Below are 26,558 nucleotides of genomic sequence, written 5' to 3'. Positions count from 1 at the left end.
AAAACCGGCTCCCTACTCCAGGGGCCGGCCTAGTAGTTTATACACTATTTTAAGCAACATTCAATGTTGGAATAATGCGCGCTTTGGCTTCTTCTTCTGCCTTTTTAAAACTAGGCATTTTATCGAAGTTTAAGTAACGGAAGACTTCGCCTGACATGGCATTAATTTTACTAGCGTATTCCATGTATTCTTCGGCGGTCGGAATGCGACCAACAATGGCGCCCACTGCGGCCAGTTCTGCCGATGTCAGATAAACATTCGCACCGTCGCCCAAGCGGTTGGGGAAGTTACGCGTAGAAGTTGAAAGCACGGTGGTACCTGCATCCACACGAGCTTGATTGCCCATACAAAGCGAGCACCCAGGCATTTCCGTTCGCACACCTACTCGTCCATAGATGTTGTAGTAGCCTTCTTCCATTAACTGGGCTTTATCCATTTTTGTGGGAGGCGACATCCATAAACGCGTAGGCAGGGTTTTATTGTATTGCTCTAACAACTTACCCGCTGCACGGAAATGGCCGATATTAGTCATACACGACCCGATAAACACCTCGTCAACGTTATCACCAGCGACATCACTTAGCGTTTTTGCGTCATCAGGATCGTTAGGACAACACACGATGGGCTCTTTGATTTCACTTAAATCAATATCTATGACTTCTGCATATTCTGCATCTGCATCGGCGCGCATTAACTCTGGGTTAGCTAACCACTCTTCCATCTTGCGAGCACGGCGTTCTAATGTGCGCGGATCACCATACCCTTCGTTAATCATCCAGCGAAGCATGGTGATATTCGAGCGTAGATATTCAGCAATCGACGCTTCCGAAAGGTTAATGGTACAACCCGCGGCAGAGCGCTCTGCCGACGCATCTGATAATTCAAATGCTTGTTCAACAGTCAGGTTCTCAAGCCCTTCAATTTCTAGAATACGGCCAGAGAAGGCGTTAATTTTACCTTTTTTCTCTACCGTCAGTAGGCCTTGCTTTATCGCGTAAAGCGGAATGGCGTGAACCAAATCTCGCAAGGTAATACCCGGCTGCATTTCACCTTTAAAGCGCACTAGGATAGACTCTGGCATATCCAGAGGCATCACTCCTGTCGCAGCAGCAAACGCCACTAACCCTGAGCCCGCCGGAAACGAGATACCCAATGGGAAACGGGTATGAGAGTCTCCGCCAGTGCCTACTGTGTCAGGCAGTAACATGCGGTTTAACCAGCTGTGAATAATGCCGTCTCCCGGGCGCAGTGATACACCACCGCGATTCATGATGAAATCAGGTAAAGTGTGCTGCGTTTCGATATCCACCGGCTTAGGGTAAGCGGCGGTGTGACAGAATGATTGCATGGTTAAATCGGCGGTAAAGCCAAGGCACGCTAAGTCTTTAAGCTCATCACGAGTCATTGGGCCTGTGGTATCTTGCGATCCCACCGTTGTCATTTTAGGCTCGCAGTAAGTGCCTGGGCGAATGCCTTCAACACCACACGCTTTGCCCACCATTTTTTGTGCTAATGAATAGCCTGCGCCACTGTCTTTTGGCTGCTCAGGTTTTCTAAACAAGTCTGTTGGACCTAAGCCCAATGTCTCACGCGCTTTTTCAGTAAGACCGCGGCCAATGATGAGGTTGATACGTCCACCGGCACGCACCTCATCCAAAATTACCTTCGACTTATAGCTGTACTCAGTGAGCACCTCTCCTGTCTCGTGGTTGGTTATTTTGCCTTCAAATGGGTAGATATCGATCACATCACCCATATTCATTTTGTCCACATCGGCTTCAAAAACCAATGCGCCAGCATCTTCCATTGTATTAAAGAAAATAGGTGCCACTTTTGAGCCAATGCACACCCCGCCCCCGCGCTTGTTAGGTACACCGGGCAAGTCCTCACCAAAGAACCATAATACCGAGTTAGTGGCCGACTTACGTGACGAGCCCGTACCTACCACATCCCCTACGAAAGCAACCGGATAGCCTTTACTTTTCACGTCTTCAATTTGACTCATGGGCCCTTTCACCCCAGGTTCTTCGGGGGTTAACCCCTCGCAGGGCATTTTGTAAGCCGCTAAGGCGTGAAGAGGAATGTCAGGACGAGACCATGCATCGGGTGCTGGTGACAGGTCATCGGTATTGGTTTCCCCTGTCACTTTAAACACGGTGTAAGTCATTTTATCGTCCATCAACTTACGCGACGTAAACCATTCACCTTCGGCCCACGACGTAATCACTTCTGTGGCAAAGCTATTTCCCGCTTTGTGTTTTTCTTCCACATCGTGATAAGCATCAAACATCAACAACGTGTGTTTGAGTTCCTTTGCTGCTAAAGGAGCAAGAGCTGTATCATCAAGTAGCTCAACGAGTGTGACAATATTGTAGCCCCCATGCATATTGCCTAATAACGCCACTGCCTTTTCTTTTGAAATAAGGGGACAGCTATCTTCACCTTTTGCGATTGCACATAAAAACCCAGCTTTAACGTATGCGGCTTCATCCACACCTGGCGGTACGCGTTCAGAAAGTAATTCAAGTAAAAATTCGCCTTCACCTTCCGGCGGGTTCTTCAATAGTTCAACTAGACCAGCCACCTGTTCGGCATTGAGAGGTTTAGGGGGAATACTTAAGGCTGCACGTTCTTCAACGTGTTTGCGGTAGTCTTGTAACACAGTCTCTTCCTCTAAGTTAGCTTGCGCAATGGGAGTAAACGGTCTTGTACGCACTTGACGCAAGGTGTGATTAATAAATCGCCATTAGTATAGCGACTAACCCGTCTAAATTACATTTTTGCGACTATTTAATCGTTAATAGTCGCTATTCAGCACACTTAATATAGAACGAATAAATCAATTAGAAAAAATAACAATAAACACAAAAAGTGATTTAAAAATGGCTTAAAATTGGCCTAGAAACCCGCAACTCATAACCATCATCAATTGGGAACTAAAAGAGAAGAGAAGTGTGAGACGAAACGGTCTAATCAGGCATATCACTGTCAGGTCGAATGTGAAGAAAGCTTGCAAATCGGGGTTTTCCCTTGCGCGTAAAACCAAAATGTTTAAAGGTTACCCAACTTCCAATCGCGGGCGGATGTAAGCGCTCGTTTCTAGAAAAGCCGCTGCCCAATTTAAATCTTATCCCCTCTCGGGTTTCAACAAGCAGCGACCCCATCATTGCTGAATATTGTCCTTTCCCTTTCAAGTGCGCTATCACTCTTGCCTCGGCATCGTGGTGTTGTTTAACTTTGAGCAAGTGTTCGCTTCGACCGCTTTTATACAAGGCATCGCGATGATGCAGCATCAGCCCTTCTCCTCCCAGTGCCACTATACGGTCTAATTCACTTTTTAACGCGTGATGATCGTTTAAGGTGAACTGGTTTATCTCTTTCAAGGTTGGACTTTGCGTATCTGCCACTAGTCGAGAAATAGCTTTGGCTCGAACATGAAAAGGCTGTGCTAATTCTGGCATATCAAACACCATAAAGCGTACTTGCTGCCATCGCGCATCTGGGGTGTCGGTTAACACAATAGAGGCGGTTAACTCAAAATGTCCTCGTCCTACCCACAACTCACCGTCTAATACTTGTTTCGGCCATTTATCAAAAAACCATGCTGGCGCGTGAACCCGATTACCGTTTCTGGTGAGCAACGTACTTCCTGTCCAACGCGCACGAATACCATCTAATTTTTCACTGATTAAATATTGATTTAATAAAAGGCGAGTTTGCTCAAATTCAAATGATGTCGCGAGTTGAACGGCGTTGTTTTTTGGAAATGAAGAGTTATATTCGGTTTCTTCTTTGCGAACCGTCTCCACCTCTCTCACCGTCTCTCTGGCACATACCACACTAAGTGCAAAAAACACACTGACTATCCTACCAATACTAGGCATTATTAGGCTTCCCGAGATATAAAAAGAGCCACATAGACTACGCTGCGCTGGGTACTCGAGAAACTGGGCAAAAGAATGGTTTTGTGGAAAAGGCGTAATCTCTTCTATAAAAATGGGTTACTCCATAACTACTTTACGAAGTAAGGAAAAAATATTGAGGTCGACCAATTTGTCTTTAAAGTAGTGCCCTGACGTTATGTGGTTTAAAACTTGAAACCCGTTTTAATTCTATTGTGTTCCGACAAGACATTTCATTAGACGGTAACCGCCTGTAAACGTTTAAATGACGTTGAGATAGGAAACAAATCAACGGGGAATTGCCCTCCTCTTGAACATAAGAATATCCCCACATATGGCGCTTCTAATCATGCTTTACTGGTAGGTATCGACCGAGCATTGTATATAACTCGTTCTTGTTTACTGGCTTAGTGAGATACCCATCCATTCCACAGGCTAAAGCGTGATTTATCTCCTCATTAACTACTGCTGCGGTAAAAGCCACGATTGGAATGCGACACCCCGCTAAACGTAATGCTTCAGCTGCATCTGCGCCATTCATTTCTGGCATATGGAGATCCATTAAGATCAGGTCAAACACGTGCGTTGTCGCTAGCAAAAGTGCTTCTTTACCGTTGCAAGCCAAAGTCACCTCTATACCAACATCTTCAAGTAGAGACTTAGCCACCATCTGGTTAATTTCATTATCTTCAGCAACCAGCACCCTGCCCTTGAAACGATGACGAGCATCTGTCGTAACAGGTACAGGTGTTGGTGCCTGAACCGTAATAAAAGGTAATTCAAACTGGAACTCGCTTCCCTTACCCAGCTCACTTGTTAAATAGATATGTCCGCCCATAGCTTCCACCAGGCTTTTCACAATTTGAAGCCCTAATCCCGTTCCACCGTGGATGCGATTGACGCTGTTACTGGCTTGAGTGAAAGGTTCAAATATTTTGCTGTGCTCCGACTTTGCGATGCCATCGCCAGTGTCTACAACCGAAAACTTGATGATGTAGTGGGTGGGAGAGACAGGACCTTTTTGAAGCTTTAATGTTACCCCGCCCTGTTGGGTAAATTTAATTGCATTGCTTATAAGATTGTTAAGCACCTGAGACAGTCGGGTTGGATCACCTTCAACAGAGGTTTGAAGGTCCGGTTCAATTACCATGTCCAGCGTTATTCCCTTTGCGGTCGCCAACGATTGGTAAAAGGTAATACAATCTCTGCAAATCGACACTAAGTCTACTGGCATGAATTCCAGTGTGAGTTTACCTGCGTTAAGCTTCGATAAATCTAATACATCATTTAGGATTCTGCTAAGTGTTAATCCCGAACGCTGAATTTTTTCCAGCTTTGGCCGAGCACTTTCCGAGATCTCATGTGACAGCATAACGTCAGTTAATCCCAAAATACCATTTAATGGCGTGCGAATTTCATGTGACATGGTCGCCAGAAAACGGGACTGTGCGGCAGAGGCTTGTTTTTCACTTGCCAGAGCTCTATTTAACTCAAGGGTTTTCTTTCTACTTTCAACGAGGGCTTTTTCTAGCAGACTTGCTAATGCATAAATAAGCAGAGACACCACAAGGTTGGTCACGCAAAGCCTTAGCCAAAGCCCTTTATCGTAGCTTCCTTCGTGAAGTGGTACAAGAAACGCACAGCTCGCAACTACAGCCATTGCGCACACTCTCCACCCATTAGAAAGCAGCAAAATTGGAAGTATAGTGGCAATGGGCGCTAACGTTGCAGGTAAAAGTCCATTACTTATAACAAGATAGGGGGCCACCGGAATAGTGAGCACAGCCCACAGTTTGGCTAATTGCTCTCGATAATTGAAAAAGATTATTCCTGTAATAGAAATTGCACACCATGACAGACCAAAAAACAAAGCCACATAAACGTTATTTGGTTGAGTAATTGCGATTACTACTAAGATTAGCAATGAAAAGACCAGCAGAATTTTGAAACCAGCGCTTCGTAAAGCTGAAGTAACTTCGCCAATGGATTCGAACTCTATTGTGTGCTGCTGAGACATTTTGTGAATTGAATGTGAATAAATGATTGATAACGCAGTATAAGCATGAAAAAGGACGAAAAAGCAACTCTCCAGAAAAATAATGGGGTCAGAGTACATTTTCAGCTCTTTAACGCAGAGCCTTTTACCCTTCTAATGTACTCTGACCCCATTATTTTATTTCAGGTACAAAAAAGCCCCAACTGAAGTTAGGGCTTTCAAACTAAGCGTGAAGCGTTAGGTGCTTAAACGCGCTTAACCGCTACGTCAGCTTCAAACTTAGGCTTAACCGCCAAATCTTCTGAAGGCGGAGCGAACTTAGTAAGATCGATACCTTCTACTGCCCCTTTATATTCTTCTACCGTTGGGAAACGACCCAATACGGTTGAAAGAACAACGAGTGGCGTTGAACCCAGCAGTGATTCACCTTTCTTCTCAGAAGAGTCAGCAACAACGCGGCCTTGGAATAAGCGCGTAGAGGTGGCAATTACAGTATCACCTGGTTCCGCTTTTTCCTGGTTACCCATACATAGGTTACATCCAGGGCGCTCTAGGTAAAGAATGTTTTCGTACTTAGTACGTGCAGCTTCTTTAGGATGTGCATCGTCGAACTGGAAGCCCGCGTATTTTGCAAGAATGTCCCAATCGCCTTCCGCTTTCAACTCGTCAACAATGTTATATGTTGGTGGAGCAACGACTAGCGGCGCTTTAAACTCAACAGAACCGTTTAGCTTCTCAAGGTTACGTAGCATTTGTGCAATAATTTGCATGTCGCCTTTGTGAACCATACAAGAACCAACGAAACCTAGGTCTACTGGCTTACCATCGTAGTAAGAAACCGGACGAATAACGTCGTGGGTATAACGCTTAGACACGTCATCGTTGTTTACGTCAGGGTCTGCAATCATTGGCTCGTCAATTTGGTCCAAATCAACGACCACTTCTGCGTAGTACTTCGCGTTGTCATCTGGCGCAAGTGCTGGCTCTTCACCAGACTTGATTTCAGCGATACGCTTATCAGCAAGGTCAATTAGACCCTGAAGCATGTTGGCTTCATTGTCCATACCCTTGTCGATCATTATTTGAATGCGGCTCTTAGCAAGCTCAAGTGACGCAACCATCGTCTCGTTGTTAGAGATACAGATTGAGGCTTTTGCCTTCATTTCTGCCGTCCAGTCAGTGAACGTGAACGCTTGGTCAGCCAATAATGTACCAATTTGTACTTCAATTACGCGGCCTTGGAAGACGTTTTCACCAGCGAATTGCTTAAGCATTTGCGCTTGTGTTGCGTGAACCACATCACGGAAGTCCATGTGCGGCTTCATGCTGCCTTTGAACGTTACTTTCACAGACTCAGGAATAGGCATTGCCGCTTCACCTGTCGCCAGTGCTAGTGCTACCGTACCCGAGTCAGCACCGAATGCGACACCTTTTGACATACGCGTGTGCGAGTCACCACCGATGATGATAGCGCGGTCGTCAACTGTGATGTCGTTAAGTACTTTGTGAATAACGTCAGTCATTGCATGGTAAACGCCTTTAGGGTCACGTGCAGTGATCACACCAAAGTTGTTCATGAACGACATAAGCTTAGGAATGTTAGCTTGTGCTTTCTTATCCCATACTGATGCGGTGTGACAGCCAGACTGATATGCACCGTCAACAAGAGGTGAAATCGTCGATGCCGCCATTGACTCTAGTTCTTGGCATGTCATTGGACCTGTAGTGTCCTGAGAGCCTACAATGTTAACTTTAACGCGAACATCTGAGCCTGCGTGAAGCGGTGCATCTGAATTAACACCAACCGCGTTGCGGTTAAAGATTTTTTCAACCGCTGTCAGGCCCTGACCTTCGTGAGAGACTTCTTTTGACGCTGCATACACATCTGGTGTTTTAATACCTAACGTTTTTGCTGCAAAAGTTTGTAGCTTCTTACCGAATACCACCGCATAAGAACCACCCGCTTTCATGAACTCCATTTTTTGAGGAGTAAACGAGCCAGCTACGTCAACCAACTCTTGTGAACCGTTGTATAGTTTCTTCGCTTTAGTATCAATAGTCAGTACCGTACCTGTGGCAACAGGGTATGCTTCTTCAAGTACTGGGTCGCCGTTTGCGTCGCGAACGATCTCACCGTTTTCGTCAGTTTTCTTAACCCAGTTTTTAAGGTCAAGACCGATACCACCTGTTACATCTACCGTAGTAAGGAAGATTGGCGCGATACCGTTAGTACCTGCAACGATTGGCGCTTTGTTTACAAATGGAATGTAAGGGCTTGTTGGCTCACCCGCCCATAGTGCAACGTTGTTCACACCTGACATACGTGATGAACCTACACCCATTGTGCCTTTTTCAGCAATTAGCATCACTTTTGCGTTAGGGTGCTTTTTGCCAAGCTCAACAATTTCTTGCTGTGCTTCTGGCGTGATCATACATTGGCCGTGAAGTTCACGGTCTGCACGAGAGTGGGCTTGGTTCCCTGGAGAAAGAAGGTCAGTAGAGATATCACCTTCAGCCGCAATATATGTCACGACTTCAATTTTCTCTGGTACTTCAGGAAGTTTGGTAAAGAACTCTGCTTTTGCGTAGCTCTCTAGTACGTCTTTAGCAATAGCATTGCCAGCTTTGTAGGCTTTTTCAAGACGCTCTGTGTCTGCATCGTATAAATAAACCTGAGTTTTCAATACTTCTGCAGCGTTTTTTGATACCGCTTCGTCATCTGACAATGCAAGGTCTAGTAGTACTTCTACAGACGGGCCGCCTTTCATGTGAGAAAGTAGCTCTAATGCAAATTCAGGCGTAATTTCTTCTACTTTTTCTTCGCCAAGTACAATTTCTTTAAGGAATTGTGCTTTAACACCTGCCGCAGGTGTAGTGCCTGGCAACGTGTTGTAGATAAAGAATTTTAGAGAGCCTTCGCGATGCTCATTAGTTGTATCTTTAATTTGAGCAATGATTTCAGACAGCAAATCAGCACTGTCAATAGGCTTAGGGTTAAGACCTAGTTCCGTTTTACGGGTTTCGATCTCTACCAGATATTCTGAATACAAACTCATATAGTTCTCTCGGTCTTAGTGTTACTTGGGCGTAGTGTTAAGTCGGTCTTAGCTATACGCATATAAAAATAAGGGATATTTTAACCGATTTTTGGCATTTACGTAATCTTTGAAAGTTGTCATGTTGTCGGTTATGCCGACGCTCAAAAAAATAAACTGACTTTTTCACTATCCCCCGATTATTGACAATCTTGCCCGAAAAATACAAAAAACATAAAAATCATATAGTTAAACCATTTCCATTGATTTTAACGGCTCCTCAACCCTTGAATTGGTTTGACCAATAAAGATAAATAATAGTGTTGCATTTATTCCAGACATTGATGTTGCTTATGGTACTACCAGTACAAAATACCACCAATTCTATTACTTTACTTACATTTGTCAGTTAACTAAGTAGCAGGAGCGGACACCTTAATGACACTCCCTGAATGCCCATCAGTAAGGATGAACAGATTGCCTTGGCTATCCGACGTAATATCTCTAATGCGTTGATTAACCTGCTCTATTATTGGTGATGACGCATAGTTGTCTCCACTGCGCCTGACCATATACACGGTTTTGGCTTTCAACGACGTCACTAAAAACGACTGTTGAAGCGAAGGAAATGCCTCTTTAGTGTAGTAAAGCATAGCAGATGGCGCGATGGAGGGAGTCCAGTCTACCAACGGCGGAGTCATACCGGGATACTCGGTAAATGGGGAAATCCTCGCTCCCGAATAGTCTTTGCCCAACGTCACTACTGGCCAGCCGTAGTTTTGACCGGGTGTTAACAAGTTAAATTCATCACCACCATCAGGACCGTGCTCATGCTGATAAACCTGCCCATTATCGTCTATCACTAACCCCTGTGGGTTTCGGTGACCCAAGGTGTAAATATACGGATTTTCAGGGAAAGGAGGATTCTCTAGCGGCTCCCCTTGAAGCGTAAAGCCTATTACTTTGCCCAGATGAGACTGAAGTCGCTGAGCTTGTTCGCGATAATCAAAGCCATCTCCCGACGTGATCAGAAAAGCATTGGGAGCCAACTCCACCATTTTTCCACCATAGTGCACGGGGGTGTCCTTGCTTTGCTTCACCTCAAATATTTGCTCGATATGACTTACGCCAGAGACCAAAGACAACCTAGCCTTGACTACCGCTAGTTTATTGGCGTCATCATTACCTTTTGAGTAACTGAGTAGTATTTGTCCAGTGTCAGCAAAGTTATGCGGTATAAGGAGATCAATAACTCCACCTTGTCCCTGGGTATAGAGCTGTTCAAGGGCAATCGGAAAACGCTTAACGTTACCTTGAGAGGTAAGGATCACCAAGGCGCCATCGCGCTCAGCGACGACGGTTATCTCCTCTTGACTATCGGCATGGTGTGCCACTTTATTTACTATGATGCTTTCGATTGCCTTGGGATAATGTAAATCCCTCAGTAATTCAGTTAACACGTAGTGCTCGAATGAGAAGGTAGAAGTAGCATCACTTGAGGGCGTGTATTTACTTGTAGGGGCGTCATCATAAATATCGTCGTACGAATCCCCCGCACCAGCGTACACGCTGTCCTCAATACAAAAAAACAACGACAATATCGCTACGCTAAAAGATGACACCCACTGCCACATAACCTTTCCTCGATCCACTAGACGGTTTATTTGGTCTGGCTATCATGGTATACCAAAATCCTGTTTACTATTAAGGCAAAGTTCAACAGGCTCCACTAATGCTCATATTACTTCGCTTTTTACCTGCATGGGCAGTCGGCTTTGTGCTGGCGAGTTTAGCGCACTCTCATTCGGTATTATGGGGTTTAAACGACCTTGGTATCACCATCACCTTCGGTGATTGGCTTTTTATGATAATACAAGACGCCAAAGGACTGCTTCCTACTTATGGCAGTGTTATCGCCATGGCGCTTGGGCTGAGTTTTGCTCTTGTGCACCTTTTTTTCTACATACAACAAAAACACGGTATCACAGCGATAAAAAGGCGAATATCAGGCCTTCTTTTTCCTCTCGCAGGAGGGCTGGCGTTTTTTGTAATGTTGATGGCCATGCAACCTATTTTAGATGTGACACTTATCGCAGGCGCGCGCACCACAACAGGTTTTATTACCCAGTGTTTGTCTGGTGCAGTAGCAGGATGGGTCTACGCAAAGTTACAACCAACTTATCATTCAAACTTATAAGGCTAAATAAACCAACAAACATGTAAATAAAAAGTTAAGTTTGCTAATGTTATGCGACATTTATAATAAACGCGCCCTACTAGGAACAAGCAACATGATAAGTTATCCAGATAACGTCAACTGTTTAGCCGATTACATCGAAAGTGTTTTACATAAATTTTCGGATAGACCTGCCTATACCGCTTTGGGACAAACACTTACCTTCGCAGACATAGATAGTAAATCGTCTGCGCTTGCGCGCTTTTTCGTACACCACGCTAAGCTCACGCCAGGTACTAAAGTCGCCATACAATTACCCAATGTGATCCAAAACCCTATCGCAGTATATGCCGCCCTTCGTGCAGGATTGGTGGTAGTTAACACCAACCCCCTTTATACCGAACGAGAAATGAAACACCAGTTCACTGACAGCGGCGCGCAGGCTTTAGTCATTCTCAGTGATCTTCTTCCCAAGTATGAGAATATTAAGTCGGAAACTGGTATTACAACAGTCGTTACCACCTCAGCAACCGAATTACTCGACCCTACCACGGCACCTGACATTGAAGGCAGTATATCGCTGACTAAAGCCATTGAGATTGGCAGTGCATTACCCGCTGTTTCACGTCCTTCAGTGCAATTGGATGATCTTGCTATGTTGCAATACACAGGAGGCACAACTGGCGTATCCAAAGGTGCGGCGTTAAGTAATAAAAATGTCCTCGCCAACTGCATTCAAATGCTTGACCGTATTGGAGAAGGGTTTAAAGAAGGGCAAGAAGTGTTAATTTGCCCCCTCCCTCTTTATCATATTTACGCGTTTACCGTAGGTATGATGGCACTTTTCGCCAAAGGCACTCAAATTATACTGATCCCCAATCCCCGGGACGTGGACAGCTTTATTCAAACCCTTAAGCCTCATTCCATGAGTGCTTTCATGGGAATTAATACGTTATTTGTGGTGCTTGGGCGACACCCTGAATTTGCTAAGCTCGATTTCTCAAAATTACACCTCACAATGTCAGGCGGAACGGCGTTGACGCAAGCAGCAGTATCAATTTGGCAAGAAGTCACTGGGAATATCATTACTGAAGGTTATGGGCTGTCAGAAACCGCGCCCGTAGTATCGTTCAATATTCCAGGAAAAGAAGAAATCGGCACCGTTGGACCGGCTTTAGAAGATACCGAAATCGCGCTTCTGGACACGTATGACAACCCCGTACCAGAAGGTGAGTCAGGCCAAATAGCAGTGCGAGGCCCTCAAGTCATGATGGGGTACTGGAACAGAGATGATGAAACCGCCAAAGTCATGACAAAAGACGGTTTCTTTAAAACCGGGGATATTGGCGTGCGTACCCCCTCTGGCGCGATTAAAATAGTCGATCGCTTAAAGGACATGATCATTGTGTCGGGTTTCAACGTGTATCCTAACGAGATTGAGGATGTACTGACCTCCCACCCCAAAGTAATGGAAGCCGCCGTCGTCGGCAAACCAGATGACAAAACAGGGGAGCGTGTATGTGCGTTTATTACTGTCAGTGAAGCAATATCCCAAGAGGAGATTACCGAGCACTGTCGCCAATATCTCACCAATTACAAGGTACCAAAGTCAATCGAAATTTTGGATGAGCTTCCCAAATCCACTGTAGGTAAAATTCTTAGAAGAGAACTGCGAAAATAGCGCCCAAAAGACGGCGTCAGATACTCTATCTCTGACGCCTTTTAATCTTTAAAAATCAAAATATTGCTACGAAAGAATGACGCTTTATATTTGATGCATAACCCATTTGGCACTATACCTAATATACAGCCATTCATATCTCAGTTTCTATGCAAACAAAATCGCTGGTGCTAACAGAAGTTGATCAACTTGATCATCGCTTGTGGGAGTTAGCTGAATTTCAGCCTGACTTACTCATGGTATTCGCGTCGCCCTCTCAACTCACAGATGACAAAATTTACACTTCACTTAAAAACGTATCACCGAACTTAGTGGGCTGTAGCACTGCAGGTGAAATAAATGACAAACAGGTGCTAATCAACCATGTTGTGATATCTGCAATTAAGTTTTCCTCAAATAGCCATGTTGTGGTGCATACCCAGACGCTCAATACCGTCGAAGAATCCTATAGCTGTGGCGCGAAGCTTGGCGCTCAGATACACCAGGATGACCTTAAAGCTGTGTACATAATAGCGCCAGGGATAATTAGTAATGGTTCGTCTATCATTGAGGGATTAACCAGCGCTCTGCCAACCCATGTTGGTATTAGCGGTGGACTGGCCGGCGATGCAGACAACTTTGTAAAAACACATGTGTTAAGCCCTTCTGGATTTCATCCTAATCAAGTGGTGGCTGTGGGATTTTATGGTAACAACCTTCAGTTCAGGTATGGGGCGTTTGGCGGTTGGCGTTCCTTCGGGCCTGCACGTAGTGTGAGCAAATCAAAAGAAAACATCTTATTTCAGTTAGACGATAAGCCAGCATTAGAAACTTACAAACATTACCTCGGGGACTACGCATCGACGCTGCCTTCCAGTGGCCTCCATTTTCCGTTTGAAATACTAGGCCCCAAACGAAAAGCAACGGGATTAATTCGCACAATATTGAATGTAGATGAAAAAGACGGCAGTCTAGTACTGGGTGGAGAAGTACTCGACGAGCAATACGTAAGGCTAATGCATGCCTCAACAGATGATTTAATTGACGGAGCATCCATTGCGATACAAAACGCGACGGCAGGAGAAGACTTCAGTGCTATGGACACTGACAGTGAATTCCTTGGCCTCGTGGTTAGCTGTGTGGGTCGTCGCCTTGTTATGGGTGACAGAGTGCAAGAAGAAATTGAAGAATTGCATTGTCACTTTCCCGCTAACACAAAATTAGCGGGTTATTATTCATACGGTGAACTGAGTCCTTTTGATAATCATTCTTTATGTCAACTCCACAACCAAACCCTCTCGGTCACATTGCTATGGGAAGCAGATCATTGAATGCCCTTTTGCTTAGACAACTCAGGAAGTCATTTGGCTTAAGCTCAGATGAAGACGCTCTCGCTTGGATAGAACGTGTTACACACGATGAAGAAGAGCGCAGTGCAAGCAGCAATGTAGCTTGCCCGCCTAGTGAGTATGCTCACCTTGTGAGGGGACTGAAAGAATTAATCACGCGTGTCAACGACAGTTATGAATTTAACGAACGGGATATCGAATTACGGGATCGTAGCCTGAGGTTAAGTTCTGAGGAACTGATTGCAGCAAATAAAAAAATTCGCGCTGAGGTGGTAGAACAAAAGCAGGTGATCGACACCCTTCGCCACTCAGTAAACAAGCTTCTCACAGAGCAAAACAAACCCACTATCGACGACGCATTCACTAATATTTCGGATTTATCCACACTCGTACTTGAGCTTATCAAAGAACAAAAAACCACGCGAAGTGAACTCATCATGCAACGTCAAGCATTGGACAAACACGGTATAGTGGCGACGGTTGATCTCAACGGTACCATATTAAGTGCCAATGACAAATGTTGTCAGTTTTCAGGTTTTACAAGAGAAGAGTTAATCGGCAAAAACACTGACACATTCAATGTAAATAACGTCAGTAAGGCGCAACAAAAAGACATTGCCAAGGCACTCACTAAAGGCAATATTTGGCAAGGCGAACTGCATAGCGTGACTAAGTCTGGCGAACCCAGAGCATTTTTTGCTACCGCCGTCCCCTTTCACAATCATCACAATTGGGTAGACAGTGTGGTGGTCATCTGCACTGATATCTCCGAACAAAAATTGCTTGAAAAACAACTGGCTGAAGGCCGAGCTTTTTACAGAAGTATCACCGACAGTATTGGAGAGGGCGTCTATGCCGTCAACGGAGTGGGAAAAACACAGTTTCTCAACCCCAAAGCCTCTGAACTACTTGGTTGGACTATTGAAGAGCTTGAGGGCAGGCGGTTTCACGATACCGTCCATTTCCAAAAAGAGGATGGCACTTTGCTGCCTAGAGAACGGTGCCCAGTAAATCACAACATCGTGCAAGGCCAGTCATATCAGTCTTATGAGGATTACTTTACCGATAAAAAAGGCCGGCTTTTCCCCATATCTATCGTTGCCGTTCCCTTAAAGGACAAAGACGGAAATCCTGATGGCCACGTGGGCGTATTTCGCGATATCAGTAATCAAAAGGCCACTGAGAGGCAACTCCAGAGAGCCTTTGAAGAAGCTGAAAGTGCCAATGCCGCCAAAAGTAGCTTCTTGGCGACCATGAGCCATGAAATACGCACGCCCTTGAACGCCATCATTGGGTTAACTCACCTTGCCATTGAGTCAAGTGATATTGCACAAAAGCAATCCTACCTTGAAAAAGTTCAAAAAAGTTCGGTGTCGTTGCTCGACCTTATCAATAGTATTTTGGATTTTTCAAAAGTAGAAGCGAATAAAGTCAAGCTGGTAAATGAACCCTTTTCTCTACGAAAAATTATCGACAAACTGGCGCAAATCTTCCAATACAAAGCACAACAAAAACACCTCCAACTGCTTTTCGATTTACGCTGTAACACCAATATTCGCTGCATAGGCGATAGCGAAAAAATTTACCAGATTTTGCTGAATTTAATCAGCAATGCCATCAAGTTTACACACCAGGGCGAAATCGTCTTCTCTGTTGAGCAAAATGGTAACACATTGACGTTTGGGGTCAGCGATACAGGAATGGGAATTAGCAAGGAAAATCAAGGTAAGTTGTTTAAAGCGTTTGAACAAGTTGATGCAACCATATCACGCAAGTTTGGAGGAACGGGTTTAGGCCTTGCGATCTGCGACAAACTAGTCAAACAAATGGGGGGGATACTTACCGTCAGTAGTGAAATAGGTCAAGGAAGCCATTTTTCATTTTCACTCCCACTGTGTGAGAATAATTGTCCTTCTGTGGCCTCTCCCCTCCCCGTAGCACTTCCGCGTGAAGTGTTGTGTATAAAAGCCGATGACAGTGTGAACTTGTGTACAGAAATCATCAACGCCACATTTACCCGACTTGGGATGAAGAGTTACACAATCGCGCGAGATGCCTCGTCATACCCGGCGCAGGCTGAACACACACTACTGGTGTTACCTGAGAGCGAAAAAGCGTGGAAACAATTGGTTGGCGATATACAAGACAACAAGTACCAACATTTGAATGCCCAGACTTTGGTGAGCCCGCTCCCGAAAGAAGAGGTAAAAAAACGTGTTGGTGAAGCCCTGTATCACAGCATTAGCATAATCGAACTCCCCTTTACTGACTCTGATTTAATTTCTGCTCTTTCACCGTCTTCTAATTCACAGCAACCGCAAAAGGAAGAAGGATTAGAAAGTAAGAAATGGCGAAGACTTCGATTAAGAGAAAAGTCTGCATTAGTAGTAGATGATGACCTTATTAGTTTGGAAGTTAGCCAACAAATTCTCGCCGATTTAGGCATGCATGTGACCACTGCAAGCTCTGCCGAACAGGCCGATACAATATGTGAGCATAACTCTTTTGATGTGATTCTCCTCGATTGTTATCTACCGGGAGTGGACGGCTATCAGTTGGCTGAAAAGCTTTCACAACAAGAAGGATGGTTTACCCCCATCATCGCATTGAGCGCCGATGAATCTCCTGAAGCGAGTCAGCGCGCACTCAATGCAGGAATGTGCCAACACTTGACGAAACCAGCCACGGCAGATGAAATCATACATACTATCGATATCCATATTCACTCCGGATATAAAGAGGTAGCACCGCCAGTATCAACAACTCCAGCCACGGAATTTTTGGCCGAATTATTGTCGTTTTATGACAAATACAGCAGAGCTGAAGTAATGTCACAATTATTAGACATGTTACACGGTGAATCGCAAAACCCTGCTCTGATCTACGCACTAGAAAATGATTCTCAACATATCGGTGCTACAGCGCTCTATAATTGTGTTGTCAATACCATTAGTAAACTAAGGGGTGAAATTCGCCAAGAGAGTGATTACATTTCGAACATGTCGATGCAGCTGGATGCTACATTGCGTTTGATTGCTCATACCATCGAGCGATTTCCAGACCAAAAAACAAGTACTATTACTAAACAAGAAGTTAATGTTGAACTATTCTTACGAGAACTCCAGACGGTTGTTGAAAAGTTAGAACACTACGATGTAAAGGCAATAGACGAACTTGCCCGTTTCAGTAACACTTATTCTGACACTACTTTAGCCTTGCAAATAAACAAGATAAAACAGTTTGTTAACGTATATGATTTCGATGGTGCGCTAAAATATATTAGTAATATGAAGGAAGAATTACTCAATGATTGAATCTACTGCCAATGCTCAACATCGATTCAGTATTCTCATTGTGGACGACGAACCCGCCAATATTGATATTCTTTCTGGCATTTTATCCCCTTATTACGACGTAAAGGTGGCGCCATCTGGCGTAGTCGCTCTCAAGATTGTAGAAAAGCACACTCCTGACCTTATCCTGTTAGATATCATGATGCCAGGGATTAATGGCTTCGATGTTTGCAAAAAATTGAAATCGGACAAAAATCTCAGTCAAATTCCAGTCATCTTCGTCACCGCATTGGTGCAAGGAGAGGATGAAGAAAAAGGTTTCGAATTAGGCGCTGTGGACTACATTACTAAGCCCGTTTCCCCAGCCATAACCCTTGCGCGAGTTAATACGCAGATAAAATTAGCTCACCAAATGCGCTCCACTGAGAATCTGGTTCAATCTCGCACTTCTGAATTGGAAAAAAGCCAACAAAGTGCAATAAGTATGCTTGCCGCTGCAGGCCACTATAATGACACTGATACAGGCCATCACATTTGGCGAATGGCCGCCTATAGCAAATGTCTTGCTCTCGCTCACGGCTGGTCTTACGAACGGGCGACGTTACTCGCACAAGCCGCCCCGATGCACGACACGGGCAAAATTGGTATCCCTGACAATATATTAAAAGCACCAAGAAGACTGGATGATATTGAATTGGACATCATGCGCAGCCACGCCAGTATCGGCTATCAAATCCTTTCTCAAAGTGATACGCCGCTATTTCAATTGGCTGCGGAAGTCGCCTTATGTCACCATGAAAAATGGGATGGTACTGGCTACCCTAACGGCCTTTCTGGTAATGATATCCCTGAGAGTGCACGTATAGTGGCCTTAGCAGATGTTTTTGACGCACTCACCATGAAACGTCCCTACAAGAAGGCATGGAGTGTCAAAGAAGCCTTTGACTATATTGAGATGAATTCGGGTAAACACTTTGACCCGAATTTAGTACAGTGCTTTTTAAGTGTAAAAAAAGACATATTGGCCACAAAAGCATATTGGTTAACCTTTGAAGACAAGAATATTGTGCCAACCATACACAATTTTTTACCGCGTTCTTGCCACGTCAAAGACAATGAGTACGACTAAAATAGCGCAATCTAGTCCTCGCTTTTCCTACATTACAAACAAAAAACCACCCTAGGTTTAAGTAGGATGGCTTAGTGACTATTAACAATTAATTGTGATAACGAGTGACTTAACTCGAACCTAATTCAGCCGCGATCCTGTCAGCTTGCTGTTTCTCACCCTGGACAAATTGTTTCCACTGTTGTGCCATAGCACGACTTTTCTGGTGCTTTTCCGCTTCAGCTAGCTGGTTAAGTGCCAACGCAAATTGCTTCTTATTGTAAAGCGCCATGCCTTTAATGAGGTATACCAGTCCTGGGTTTCTCAGCTCACCCTTTTCAATGGCTCTATCTGCTGCAGCTATAGCATCATCAAAACGCTCTTCGTTCAGTAGGATTTGAGCAAGTTGTGCGTCCAACTCACCGTCCTCCGACAACTCAGCTGCTTGTAACATCACTGGGATCGCTTTATCTTGCTCTTTCGCTAGTGACCAGCTCTGACCTAAAAACTTAAGGTTGCGCAAGTTCTTTTCTAGCACGCCATCATTGATAGCCTGTTCCATCAACTTCGCCCCTTTGTAGGGTACGCGATGATAGTAATAGAGCTGAGCCATATTAAAGATATCTGCTGACGTCTCAACGAAACCACGCTGGTAAGCCGTTTCCATGATAGCTAACTGCTTGCGCTCTTCACCTAACTCACCGTACATACCTGCAAGCTGGATCCAATACTTAGGCTCATCGAAAAGTTTAACCATTTTAATCAACACGTCTTTTACTTTCTCAGGCTGTTTGAGTTCGTAAAACACCGCGCGCTGAAGGATCAACCATCCCTCATCGGGGATCATGCCTTCTGCTTCGTGATCATTGATAGCCTGGGTAATCCAGTCGGCCGCTTCAGAGTACTTTTTATTCTGATAATAAGCTTGTGCCTTAATTACCTTGTTTTTAGAAGGTATAGAGCCTGAGTTCAGGCTTTCCCAGCGCTCTAAGTACTTGATCGTTTCATCATAATTACCCTGCATCAGGTTGAGCTGTGCCAAACTGAAAAGCGTGGTCATTTCAAACTTTTCAGGAATAGGCTGCTGTTCAACCACTTTTGCAAATGACTCTAGGGCTTTGGCGTAGTCTTCATTATTGTAATAAATGAAGCCGAAAAAGTTGTACATCATGGCTTTTTCGTAGGCATTCATCGAATGAGACTTGTCCTCTACCTCTTTAAGGATAGAAATAGCCTCTTCAACATTGCCAGCTTCATCAGCCGCAGTCTGAGCGCGAGCTAACTGTTCGTATACCTTGCCGCGCAGTGTCGGTACGCGACGGGTTGGTTTATCACTTGCTTTTACGGCTTCTTCTTGCGCCACCGCGTGTTTGGCTACCAACATGCCAGGTACAGAGACAGCGGCTGATGCAACTGCAAACGCCAATGCACTTAGTAGTGTACTCGTCTGTTTTCTCATCATGTTCTGTTACCCATCAATTTGGAACGTAATGCGGTTTTGCACGCCTGATACTTCCGTAGGCTCGCCATTAACCACGCGAGGTTTATATTTAAACTTCATGGCTGCATCGATTGCAGCTTGTTCAAATATCCCCTGAGGATTCGCTTCAACCACAATCGGATCGCGTACAGCACCTTGCTTAGTTACAGTAAATTCAACAATGACAAAGCCTTCAATCCCACGTTGTAATGCTCGACGTGGATAGACAGGTGCCACTTTAACGATTGGTAAGTATTCACCGTCACCAGACTCTAACGCTAATCCACCTTCTAGCGAGATGTCGTCGCCTACCTCAGCACCAAAATCCATCGACGTCCCATCAGCATCTGGAGAAGGCGAGTCCATTTGAGGCTGCTCCATCTGCGGGGGCGGCTCTTCTGGCTTAGGAGGCTTTTTCGGCTTGCGATCTTTTTTCTCTACCTGTTCTTCCTGCTTAACTCTCACGAAGTCAAGCACGCTTCCCTTAGGCGGTTCCGTTAGTGCACTACCACCCATCTTGATAAGCGATTGCATCAAGAAGAACAGGCCTAACGTGATCGCAAGGGAGAGTACAAATGCGATTAAATATCGTGGCATGATTTATTTCTCTTGGGCTGCAATCGAAACATCATATACGCCCGCTGCACGCGACGCGTCCATAACCTTAATCAGTGTTTCTGTTGTCGCCTTTTTATCTGCCTGAATAACAACAGAACCCTGAGGGTTTTCTGCGCGTAGACGCTCAATGTTCGCTTGTACTGCACGAACGTCGATACGACGCTTGTTAATCCAAATTTCGCCTTTATCTGAAATAGCGATAAGGATATTAGCGCGATCCTTTTTCACCGCAGTAGCGGCTTCAGGGCGGTTAACATCGATACCTGCTTCTTTCACAAACGACGCAGTCACGATAAAGAAAATCAACATGATAAATACAACGTCCAGCATGGGCGTCATGTCAATGGTTGCTTCTTCTTCATCGACTAAGTTTTGAAAGTGCTGCTTCATAATAAATACCTTACCTTAACGCTTAGCTAGCATTAACGTTGAATAATCAATGCATCCTCAAGATGCGTGCGTTCTGATTTCACCATACGGGTTAACCAGGTAGCGGCGAATACGCCTGAAAGTGCGCCAACCATGCCCGCCATTGTGGGGATAGTGGCCTTCGATACACCTGACGCCATTGAACGAGCATTACCTGAGCCCGCAATCGCCATTACATCGAACACTTCAATCATACCGGTAACCGTTCCCATCAAGCCTAGTAGCGGACATAGCGCAACCAGTGACTGGATAATTGGGATGCTGCCATTAAGGCGCATAGTTAACTGTGAAATCGTTTTCTGACGAACTTGCTCAGCAAACCAGGAAGAGCGATCGGTACGTGCAGTCCACATTGCTATCGCTTCATTCTTGGCTTGCTTGTGCCAAACCATCAGATACATTGCACGCTCGAGGATCAAAAGCCACATTACGAAAATCAGCAGACCGATGACCAGGAGAACCTGGCCACCTGTTTCTGTGAAATCGCGAATTGCTTCTAGAAACTCGATCATGATTAGCCTCGCTCAGCGCGCTCTGCAATTACGCCAGACGCCTGTTCTTGTAGGATGTACACAATGTTCTTAGAACGCGTGTTAAGCATTGCATAAAGCAGTGTCATTGGAATCGCTACAACTAGACCAAGTACGGTAGTTACAAGTGCTGTTGATATACCACCCGCCATCAGTTTAGGGTCACCTGTACCAAACAAGGTAATCGCCTGGAAGGTGTTAATCATACCGGTTACTGTACCTAGTAGACCCATAAGCGGTGCTACAACAGAGATAATCTTGATGATAGTTAGGTTGCGACCTAGCTTAGGCACTTCGCCCAAAATCGCCTCTGTTAGGTGAAGCTCAAGAGCTTCAACGTCAGCGTCTGGGTACTCGTCACGTACTTTAAGTACACGGCCAAGCGGGTTGTTTGTGTTCACTTCTTTGCTCTTAAGCTGCTTGTTCACTTTCATGCGAATAAGCGACAGCGTGACCAGACGCTCAAGGGCAAGTAGAAGACCGAACGCACCAACGATAAGAATGATGTAACCTACCACACCGCCCTGCTCTACTCGCTCTTGAAGGTTAGGCGCTTGCACAAGAAGGCCTAGGATAGAACCACCTGTTGGGTCGATACCGAACTGTACTAATTCACCGCTTGAAGCTTGTAGTTCAGCAGCTGAACTCATGTAGCGGTCAGCAGGCTGACGTACAAGTTCAGACACTGTGCCTGTTACGCCGTTGTACTCTAGGTATTTACCATCAGCAACAAGTGCAAAAGGACCTACGCGAACAACAGACTTATTCACTTTTTCACCGCCCGCTTCAACAACGTCTGTTTTGAACGTTGTCACTTTGCCGGCTTCAGTCATTTCACGCTGCATCTCAAACCAAACGCGCTCAATTTCTTCAATTGATGCTAGTTTAGAGCTTGAACCCATGTCTTGCGCCATTTTATCAAGGAAGTCAGCACGGCCAGGGATTTGTGCAGAAACCACTGAGTTATAGAACTTGTTTTTGGTGTCGCCAGCAATTTGCTGAAGCACACCGAATAGCTCTTTAAGTGAACCAAGACGTGTGTCTAGTGCACCGTTTAAGTCTGCTAGTTTGAATTCGTTTTCTTCAAACTGAGTTTCAAGTTTTTCAGATTGCACTAACATCTGGTCGCGCTTTTCGCGAGTTTCGCGAAGAATGCGATCCTGCTCTGCACGCTGAGCCTGGAAGTCACGCTCGCGCTGTTTATTTTGCTGAGACTGTGCGAACTGACCTTCTTCTAGTTGCTTAAGAAGCGCGTCCAAGTCCATGGCACGATCGTTTTGTGCAAAAGCACCCACACTGATGCTAAGGGCTGCTAGACCAACAGCGATACGTTTAACTGTGTTTAACATTCTCATCAACCTCTTAGTCTGTAATTGCCACTGGCAGCATTAGCAAGTCTGGTGCAAGTTGTTTCTTCGCCATACGCAGACCTTTAGTAATTTGGGTACGGTAGCTGCTGTCCAGCTCTTCCCACTGACGGGTTTGCTTGTTCCAAACACCCTGCATGCTTGCATCACGTGTTTGGTAAATTAGCACTGTACGACCAAGGCGTAGAAATTCAACGTCACGCTCCTGACCATTAATAGTGTGAATACCGCTGTAAGCTTCCATGGTACGGCCATAGTCCATCTCTACTTGGTAGGCTTCCATTACGCGACGGAATTTTTCAGATGCTGCAACGTCGGCACGGTCCATCATTGCGCGAAGATCAGCTACACGGTTGGCACGTTCTTCTGGAAGGAAAGGTACGTCTAATGCAACAAACTGCTCTAGGCCATCAATCATACGCATCATTAGTGGTGTGATTTGACGCTCAACCACAGATACCTCATCGATAGCAGCGTTTAAATCTGCCATTTCCTGTTCTTGGTTATTGATCTGCTTACGAAGCTGAGTGTTGTATACCTCAAGACCTTCGATTTCTTTCATCAATGTTTTGAATTGTTGAAGTTTGCTGTCGATTTGATCAGTAATGCCGTTGATCTTTTCCTGCGACTTCGCTGCTGATTCGTTTATTTTCGCTGCCTCATCGACAACGGGTTTTAAGACTTCATCGTCTTGTGCAAGTACGGGCGTCGCTACTAGCGCACCTGCCACAAGCAAAGCATTGATAAGCTTCATACATTCAAACCTTTAAAGTTAAAAGAAATCGGTTTTATCCGACTATAAATTTCTGCGCGTAGGATAGGAGTTTTCTGTGACAGTTTTATTACAGGACTGTCATAAAACAATGACCGCGAATACTACGAAAAAGGCCCAGTGGTTAGCTGGGCCTTTGGAAAACTTAGAAGTTGTAGGTTATTGACGCACTAATGCCAGTACCCACTGTCAATCGACGTAACGTAAGTCCTTCTTGTTCAATCTCTTTTTCATCATTCAAAAGGTTTTGAACTCGGAACTTAACCGTGGTGTTAAAGTCAGGGTAATAGGTATACACCGCATCCAACGAGTGGAAAGGTTTTTCAATACCGTCTTCGAAACCACGTACACCCGGAGCAATAATACGCTCACCAAACGAGTTATAGACTAATGACGCGGAATGCTCACCATTGTCTGAATCCCATCCTAGCTGAACGTTTGCCACCCATTCAGAGTGACCTACCAAACGACGTTGATTATTGGTAATAGTTGCGGTAACGGTACCACCGTAAGCTTCACGGGCTTGCTGTGAGAACAGTGATTCCTGATCATCCGCACCTATGGTCACTTCAGAATCTGACAATGTCATGTTACCCGACACGAAGAAGTTGTTGAAGTTGTCACCGATAAACCCAAGATCGTGTAGAAACTCAAATTCAATTCCGTACAATTCACCTTCTTCACCGTTTGCCGTCAGTAGTTGTGGTACCCCTTCACCACCGTCAAACTGTACCATTTCGATTGGGTTTTTCATGTCTTTATAGAAAAGCGCAATCGACAGGTTGTTGCCCTGTGACATATACCATTCCCAACGGAAGTCGATATTGGTCAACTCGGTTTCAACTAACGAAGGTGAACCACGTACCAAGAATTCTGTTAATGGATCGATAAAGAACGTAGAGCTGATATCACGTAGGTCAGGGCGAATAAGCGTTTGACTCACGTTGAAGCGATACTGCATTTCTTCACTTGGAATATAGGTGAACGCCAATGAAGGTAGAATATCTGACTCGTTGTAAATGCTATCGATGATGGCATCGGTGTCATCGGCAAATTTGTCAGAGTGCTCGATAAACGGAATAGACACTTGTTGGAAGTCTTCCCAACGGGCACCACCACTAACACGGAATTTCTGGTCGAAGAAAGCATCCACCATAAAGTAACCTGCCGTCAATTTTGTTGCCGCAGAGTACTTGTCACCTGCACCGGTATTGTCCTGGAAAACAGAACGGCCCGTGGCACTGGTGTAAAAATCTTCGTTATAAATATTGTCTTCAGAGAAGATGTCGCTTAAGCGGGCGCCTTCTTTGAATTCTGAGGAAATACCAAAATGACGAATAGCCAAGTCGATGTTGTTACCGTTACGGGTTTTGTCGTAATAATCCATACCCGCTTTTAATTCAACGTCATAGCCTTCACCAAAGAATGCAGTTGAGACGTTAAACCCGTAAGTATCTGAATCATCGTGCAATACCTGATACTGACGGTTTAAGTTGGTTCCCGGCGTATCATCAAGTCGCTCGAGTTCAAGGGCGCCATTTTCATCGTAAAACTGCTGGAAGGTTACTTCCATAATATCGGGGGCTTCACGAGACGCACGGCTAGTCCCCACATACCAGTCGAAGAAAACACCGTCGAGTAGGTTAAGGAAGTTGTGGGTACCTTTTAACTGCGAAGACACCATTTCTCGTTCTTCGAAAATGATGTCCATACGACGGAATTCTTCCACCCCTGGGTTCGATTCACTTTCGTCAAAATAATAACCATCACGTACGCGATCGCGCATGTCGTGAAGGATCATGTTGACCAGTTCTACCTTGTGGTTACTGTTGTATTCGAAGCCAACGTTGAACATGCCGCTCCAACGTACATTTTGCTCGGTAGACACCATGTCACGGTACTTAGTGAAGCGTGGGTTTTCCTGACCACCACCAATATCATTACCCAGTAGCTCTTCCGCTACCGTCCATTCGTTGCTGTAAGATACTGTCGCCAAGAAACCAAGTACTGATTCATTATCAAATACATAATTATTGCCAAGCGTGCTACCAATATTAAAGTCAGGATCAACAGACTTACTATCTGGGCCAATATCCCAGTTAAACGAACTTAAGATAGCTTGTGTCTCAGCCAACGTTCTGGAGCGATCGCCTTCAAAGCCGGCAGAACCATCAGCGGCCAAACCTGCACTGATAATCCCCGGTAATGCGCGGGTACCATCATCGCGCCCAGTCCAATCGTCACCACCGCCTGAATAGAAAACACCATCGTCGCTGTTTTGTGTATTCCAACCCGCTCCGGCTTTTACGTTGAAGACGAATTCAGAAGGTATGGATTTGGTGCGGATGTTAACATTACCACCACCAAAGTGACCGGGCATATTTGGCGAATATGACTTCTGTACGTTCAAGCTTTCAATGATAGTTGAAGGGAATAAGTCAAGCGGAACAACCGAGCGCGTCGGATCCGGGCTGGGTACTGTCATGCCGTTTAGCTGAGTACTAGAATAACGCTCACCCAAACCACGTACATAGATAAATTTGCCATCAACAAGCGTAAGACCTGTTACACGACGAAGTGCCGCTGCGGCATCGCCGTCACCGGTACGAGAAATTTGTTCTGCGCCAAGAATATCAGCAACGAACGCCTGATTCTGACGTTCCTGAAGTACTGCTGTGGCTGTACCTTTAAGTCGCGTTCCCGTGGCAACAACTTCCTCGATGGCTTCGTCTTCTGACTGTTGCGCCACAGCTGAGAAAGGTAATACGCTTGCACCTAAAATGGACGCGATTGCCAACGAAAGTCCACCGACTTTAAACGCTGACGATTGATTATTTTTCATT

17 protein-coding genes are annotated in these 26,558 nt (G+C 45.1%); 5 read left to right on the top strand and 12 right to left on the bottom strand.

Going from position 1 to position 26,558, the window contains the following annotated elements; translation table 11 throughout:
* Positions 1-49 precede the first annotated feature (49 nt).
* The 5 genes from acnB to ACMCM8_RS01930 all read right to left on the bottom strand — a co-directional run bounded on the left by acnB (position 50) and on the right by ACMCM8_RS01930 (position 10,567).
* Positions 50-2,662: a bifunctional aconitate hydratase 2/2-methylisocitrate dehydratase gene (gene acnB / locus ACMCM8_RS01950; protein ID WP_412724918.1), complete on the bottom strand. Its 2,613-nt coding sequence runs from the start codon at positions 2,660-2,662 to the stop codon at positions 50-52.
* Between the two features lie 307 nt (positions 2,663-2,969).
* The gene (locus ACMCM8_RS01945; protein ID WP_412724916.1) at positions 2,970-3,884 is read right to left on the bottom strand and encodes a DNA ligase; all 915 of its coding nucleotides are present in this window, start codon (positions 3,882-3,884) and stop codon (positions 2,970-2,972) included.
* 361 nt (positions 3,885-4,245) lie between these two features.
* Positions 4,246-5,562, bottom strand: coding sequence for an ATP-binding protein (locus ACMCM8_RS01940; protein ID WP_412724914.1), 1,317 nt, complete (start codon positions 5,560-5,562; stop codon positions 4,246-4,248).
* A 581-nt stretch (positions 5,563-6,143) separates the two neighbouring features.
* Entirely contained in the window at positions 6,144-8,954 is a 2,811-nt protein-coding gene (locus ACMCM8_RS01935) for a bifunctional aconitate hydratase 2/2-methylisocitrate dehydratase (protein WP_412724912.1), read from the bottom strand.
* 392 nt (positions 8,955-9,346) lie between these two features.
* On the bottom strand, positions 9,347-10,567 hold the full coding sequence (locus tag ACMCM8_RS01930; RefSeq protein WP_412724910.1) for a PQQ-dependent sugar dehydrogenase: 1,221 nt from the start codon (positions 10,565-10,567) through the stop codon (positions 9,347-9,349).
* A 98-nt stretch (positions 10,568-10,665) separates the two neighbouring features.
* Between ACMCM8_RS01930 and ACMCM8_RS01925 the strand changes: the two genes are divergently transcribed.
* The 5 genes from ACMCM8_RS01925 (at position 10,666) to ACMCM8_RS01905 (ending at position 18,540) form a co-directional block, all read left to right on the top strand.
* Positions 10,666-11,130 (top strand): hypothetical protein, encoded by a 465-nt coding sequence (locus ACMCM8_RS01925; protein WP_412724908.1) that lies wholly within the window; start codon positions 10,666-10,668, stop codon positions 11,128-11,130.
* 94 nt (positions 11,131-11,224) lie between these two features.
* Positions 11,225-12,790: an AMP-binding protein gene (locus ACMCM8_RS01920; RefSeq protein ID WP_412724906.1), complete on the top strand. Its 1,566-nt coding sequence runs from the start codon at positions 11,225-11,227 to the stop codon at positions 12,788-12,790.
* 149 nt (positions 12,791-12,939) lie between these two features.
* Positions 12,940-14,100: an FIST signal transduction protein gene (locus ACMCM8_RS01915; protein WP_412724904.1), complete on the top strand. Its 1,161-nt coding sequence runs from the start codon at positions 12,940-12,942 to the stop codon at positions 14,098-14,100.
* Entirely contained in the window at positions 14,043-17,432 is a 3,390-nt protein-coding gene (locus ACMCM8_RS01910) for a PAS domain S-box protein (protein WP_412724902.1), read from the top strand. The genes ACMCM8_RS01915 and ACMCM8_RS01910 overlap by 58 nt, the downstream gene beginning before the upstream one ends.
* Positions 17,425-18,540 carry a response regulator gene (locus ACMCM8_RS01905; RefSeq protein ID WP_412724900.1) on the top strand — a complete coding sequence of 372 codons (1,116 nt, stop codon included), beginning with the start codon at positions 17,425-17,427 and terminating at the stop codon, positions 18,538-18,540. Before ACMCM8_RS01910 ends, ACMCM8_RS01905 begins: the two co-directional genes overlap by 8 nt.
* A 109-nt stretch (positions 18,541-18,649) precedes the next feature.
* Here ACMCM8_RS01905 and ACMCM8_RS01900 read toward each other — a convergent pair whose 3' ends face one another.
* The 7 genes from ACMCM8_RS01900 to ACMCM8_RS01870 form a co-directional block, all read right to left on the bottom strand.
* Complete coding sequence (locus ACMCM8_RS01900) at positions 18,650-19,981, bottom strand: tetratricopeptide repeat protein (protein WP_412724898.1); 1,332 nt, start codon at positions 19,979-19,981, stop codon at positions 18,650-18,652.
* A gap of 6 nt (positions 19,982-19,987) precedes the next feature.
* Positions 19,988-20,596 carry an energy transducer TonB gene (locus ACMCM8_RS01895; RefSeq protein ID WP_412724896.1) on the bottom strand — a complete coding sequence of 203 codons (609 nt, stop codon included), beginning with the start codon at positions 20,594-20,596 and terminating at the stop codon, positions 19,988-19,990.
* 3 nt (positions 20,597-20,599) lie between these two features.
* Entirely contained in the window at positions 20,600-21,007 is a 408-nt protein-coding gene (locus ACMCM8_RS01890; RefSeq protein WP_412724894.1) for an ExbD/TolR family protein, read from the bottom strand.
* A gap of 32 nt (positions 21,008-21,039) precedes the next feature.
* Positions 21,040-21,558, bottom strand: a complete 519-nt coding sequence (locus ACMCM8_RS01885) for a MotA/TolQ/ExbB proton channel family protein (protein ID WP_412724892.1) — start codon at positions 21,556-21,558, stop codon at positions 21,040-21,042.
* A gap of 2 nt (positions 21,559-21,560) precedes the next feature.
* Positions 21,561-22,925: a MotA/TolQ/ExbB proton channel family protein gene (locus ACMCM8_RS01880; RefSeq protein WP_412724890.1), complete on the bottom strand. Its 1,365-nt coding sequence runs from the start codon at positions 22,923-22,925 to the stop codon at positions 21,561-21,563.
* Between the two features lie 13 nt (positions 22,926-22,938).
* The gene (locus ACMCM8_RS01875; protein WP_412724888.1) at positions 22,939-23,697 is read right to left on the bottom strand and encodes a DUF3450 domain-containing protein; all 759 of its coding nucleotides are present in this window, start codon (positions 23,695-23,697) and stop codon (positions 22,939-22,941) included.
* A gap of 163 nt (positions 23,698-23,860) precedes the next feature.
* On the bottom strand, positions 23,861-26,557 hold the full coding sequence (locus ACMCM8_RS01870) for a TonB-dependent receptor domain-containing protein (protein ID WP_412724886.1): 2,697 nt from the start codon (positions 26,555-26,557) through the stop codon (positions 23,861-23,863).
* Position 26,558 lies beyond the last annotated feature (1 nt).

Source organism: Alteromonas sp. D210916BOD_24 (assembly GCF_047159385.1).
Classification (GTDB): domain Bacteria; phylum Pseudomonadota; class Gammaproteobacteria; order Enterobacterales; family Alteromonadaceae; genus Alteromonas.
The sequence above is the reverse complement of the archived record's forward strand: the minus strand, read 5'-3'. Positions and strand labels throughout refer to the sequence as shown.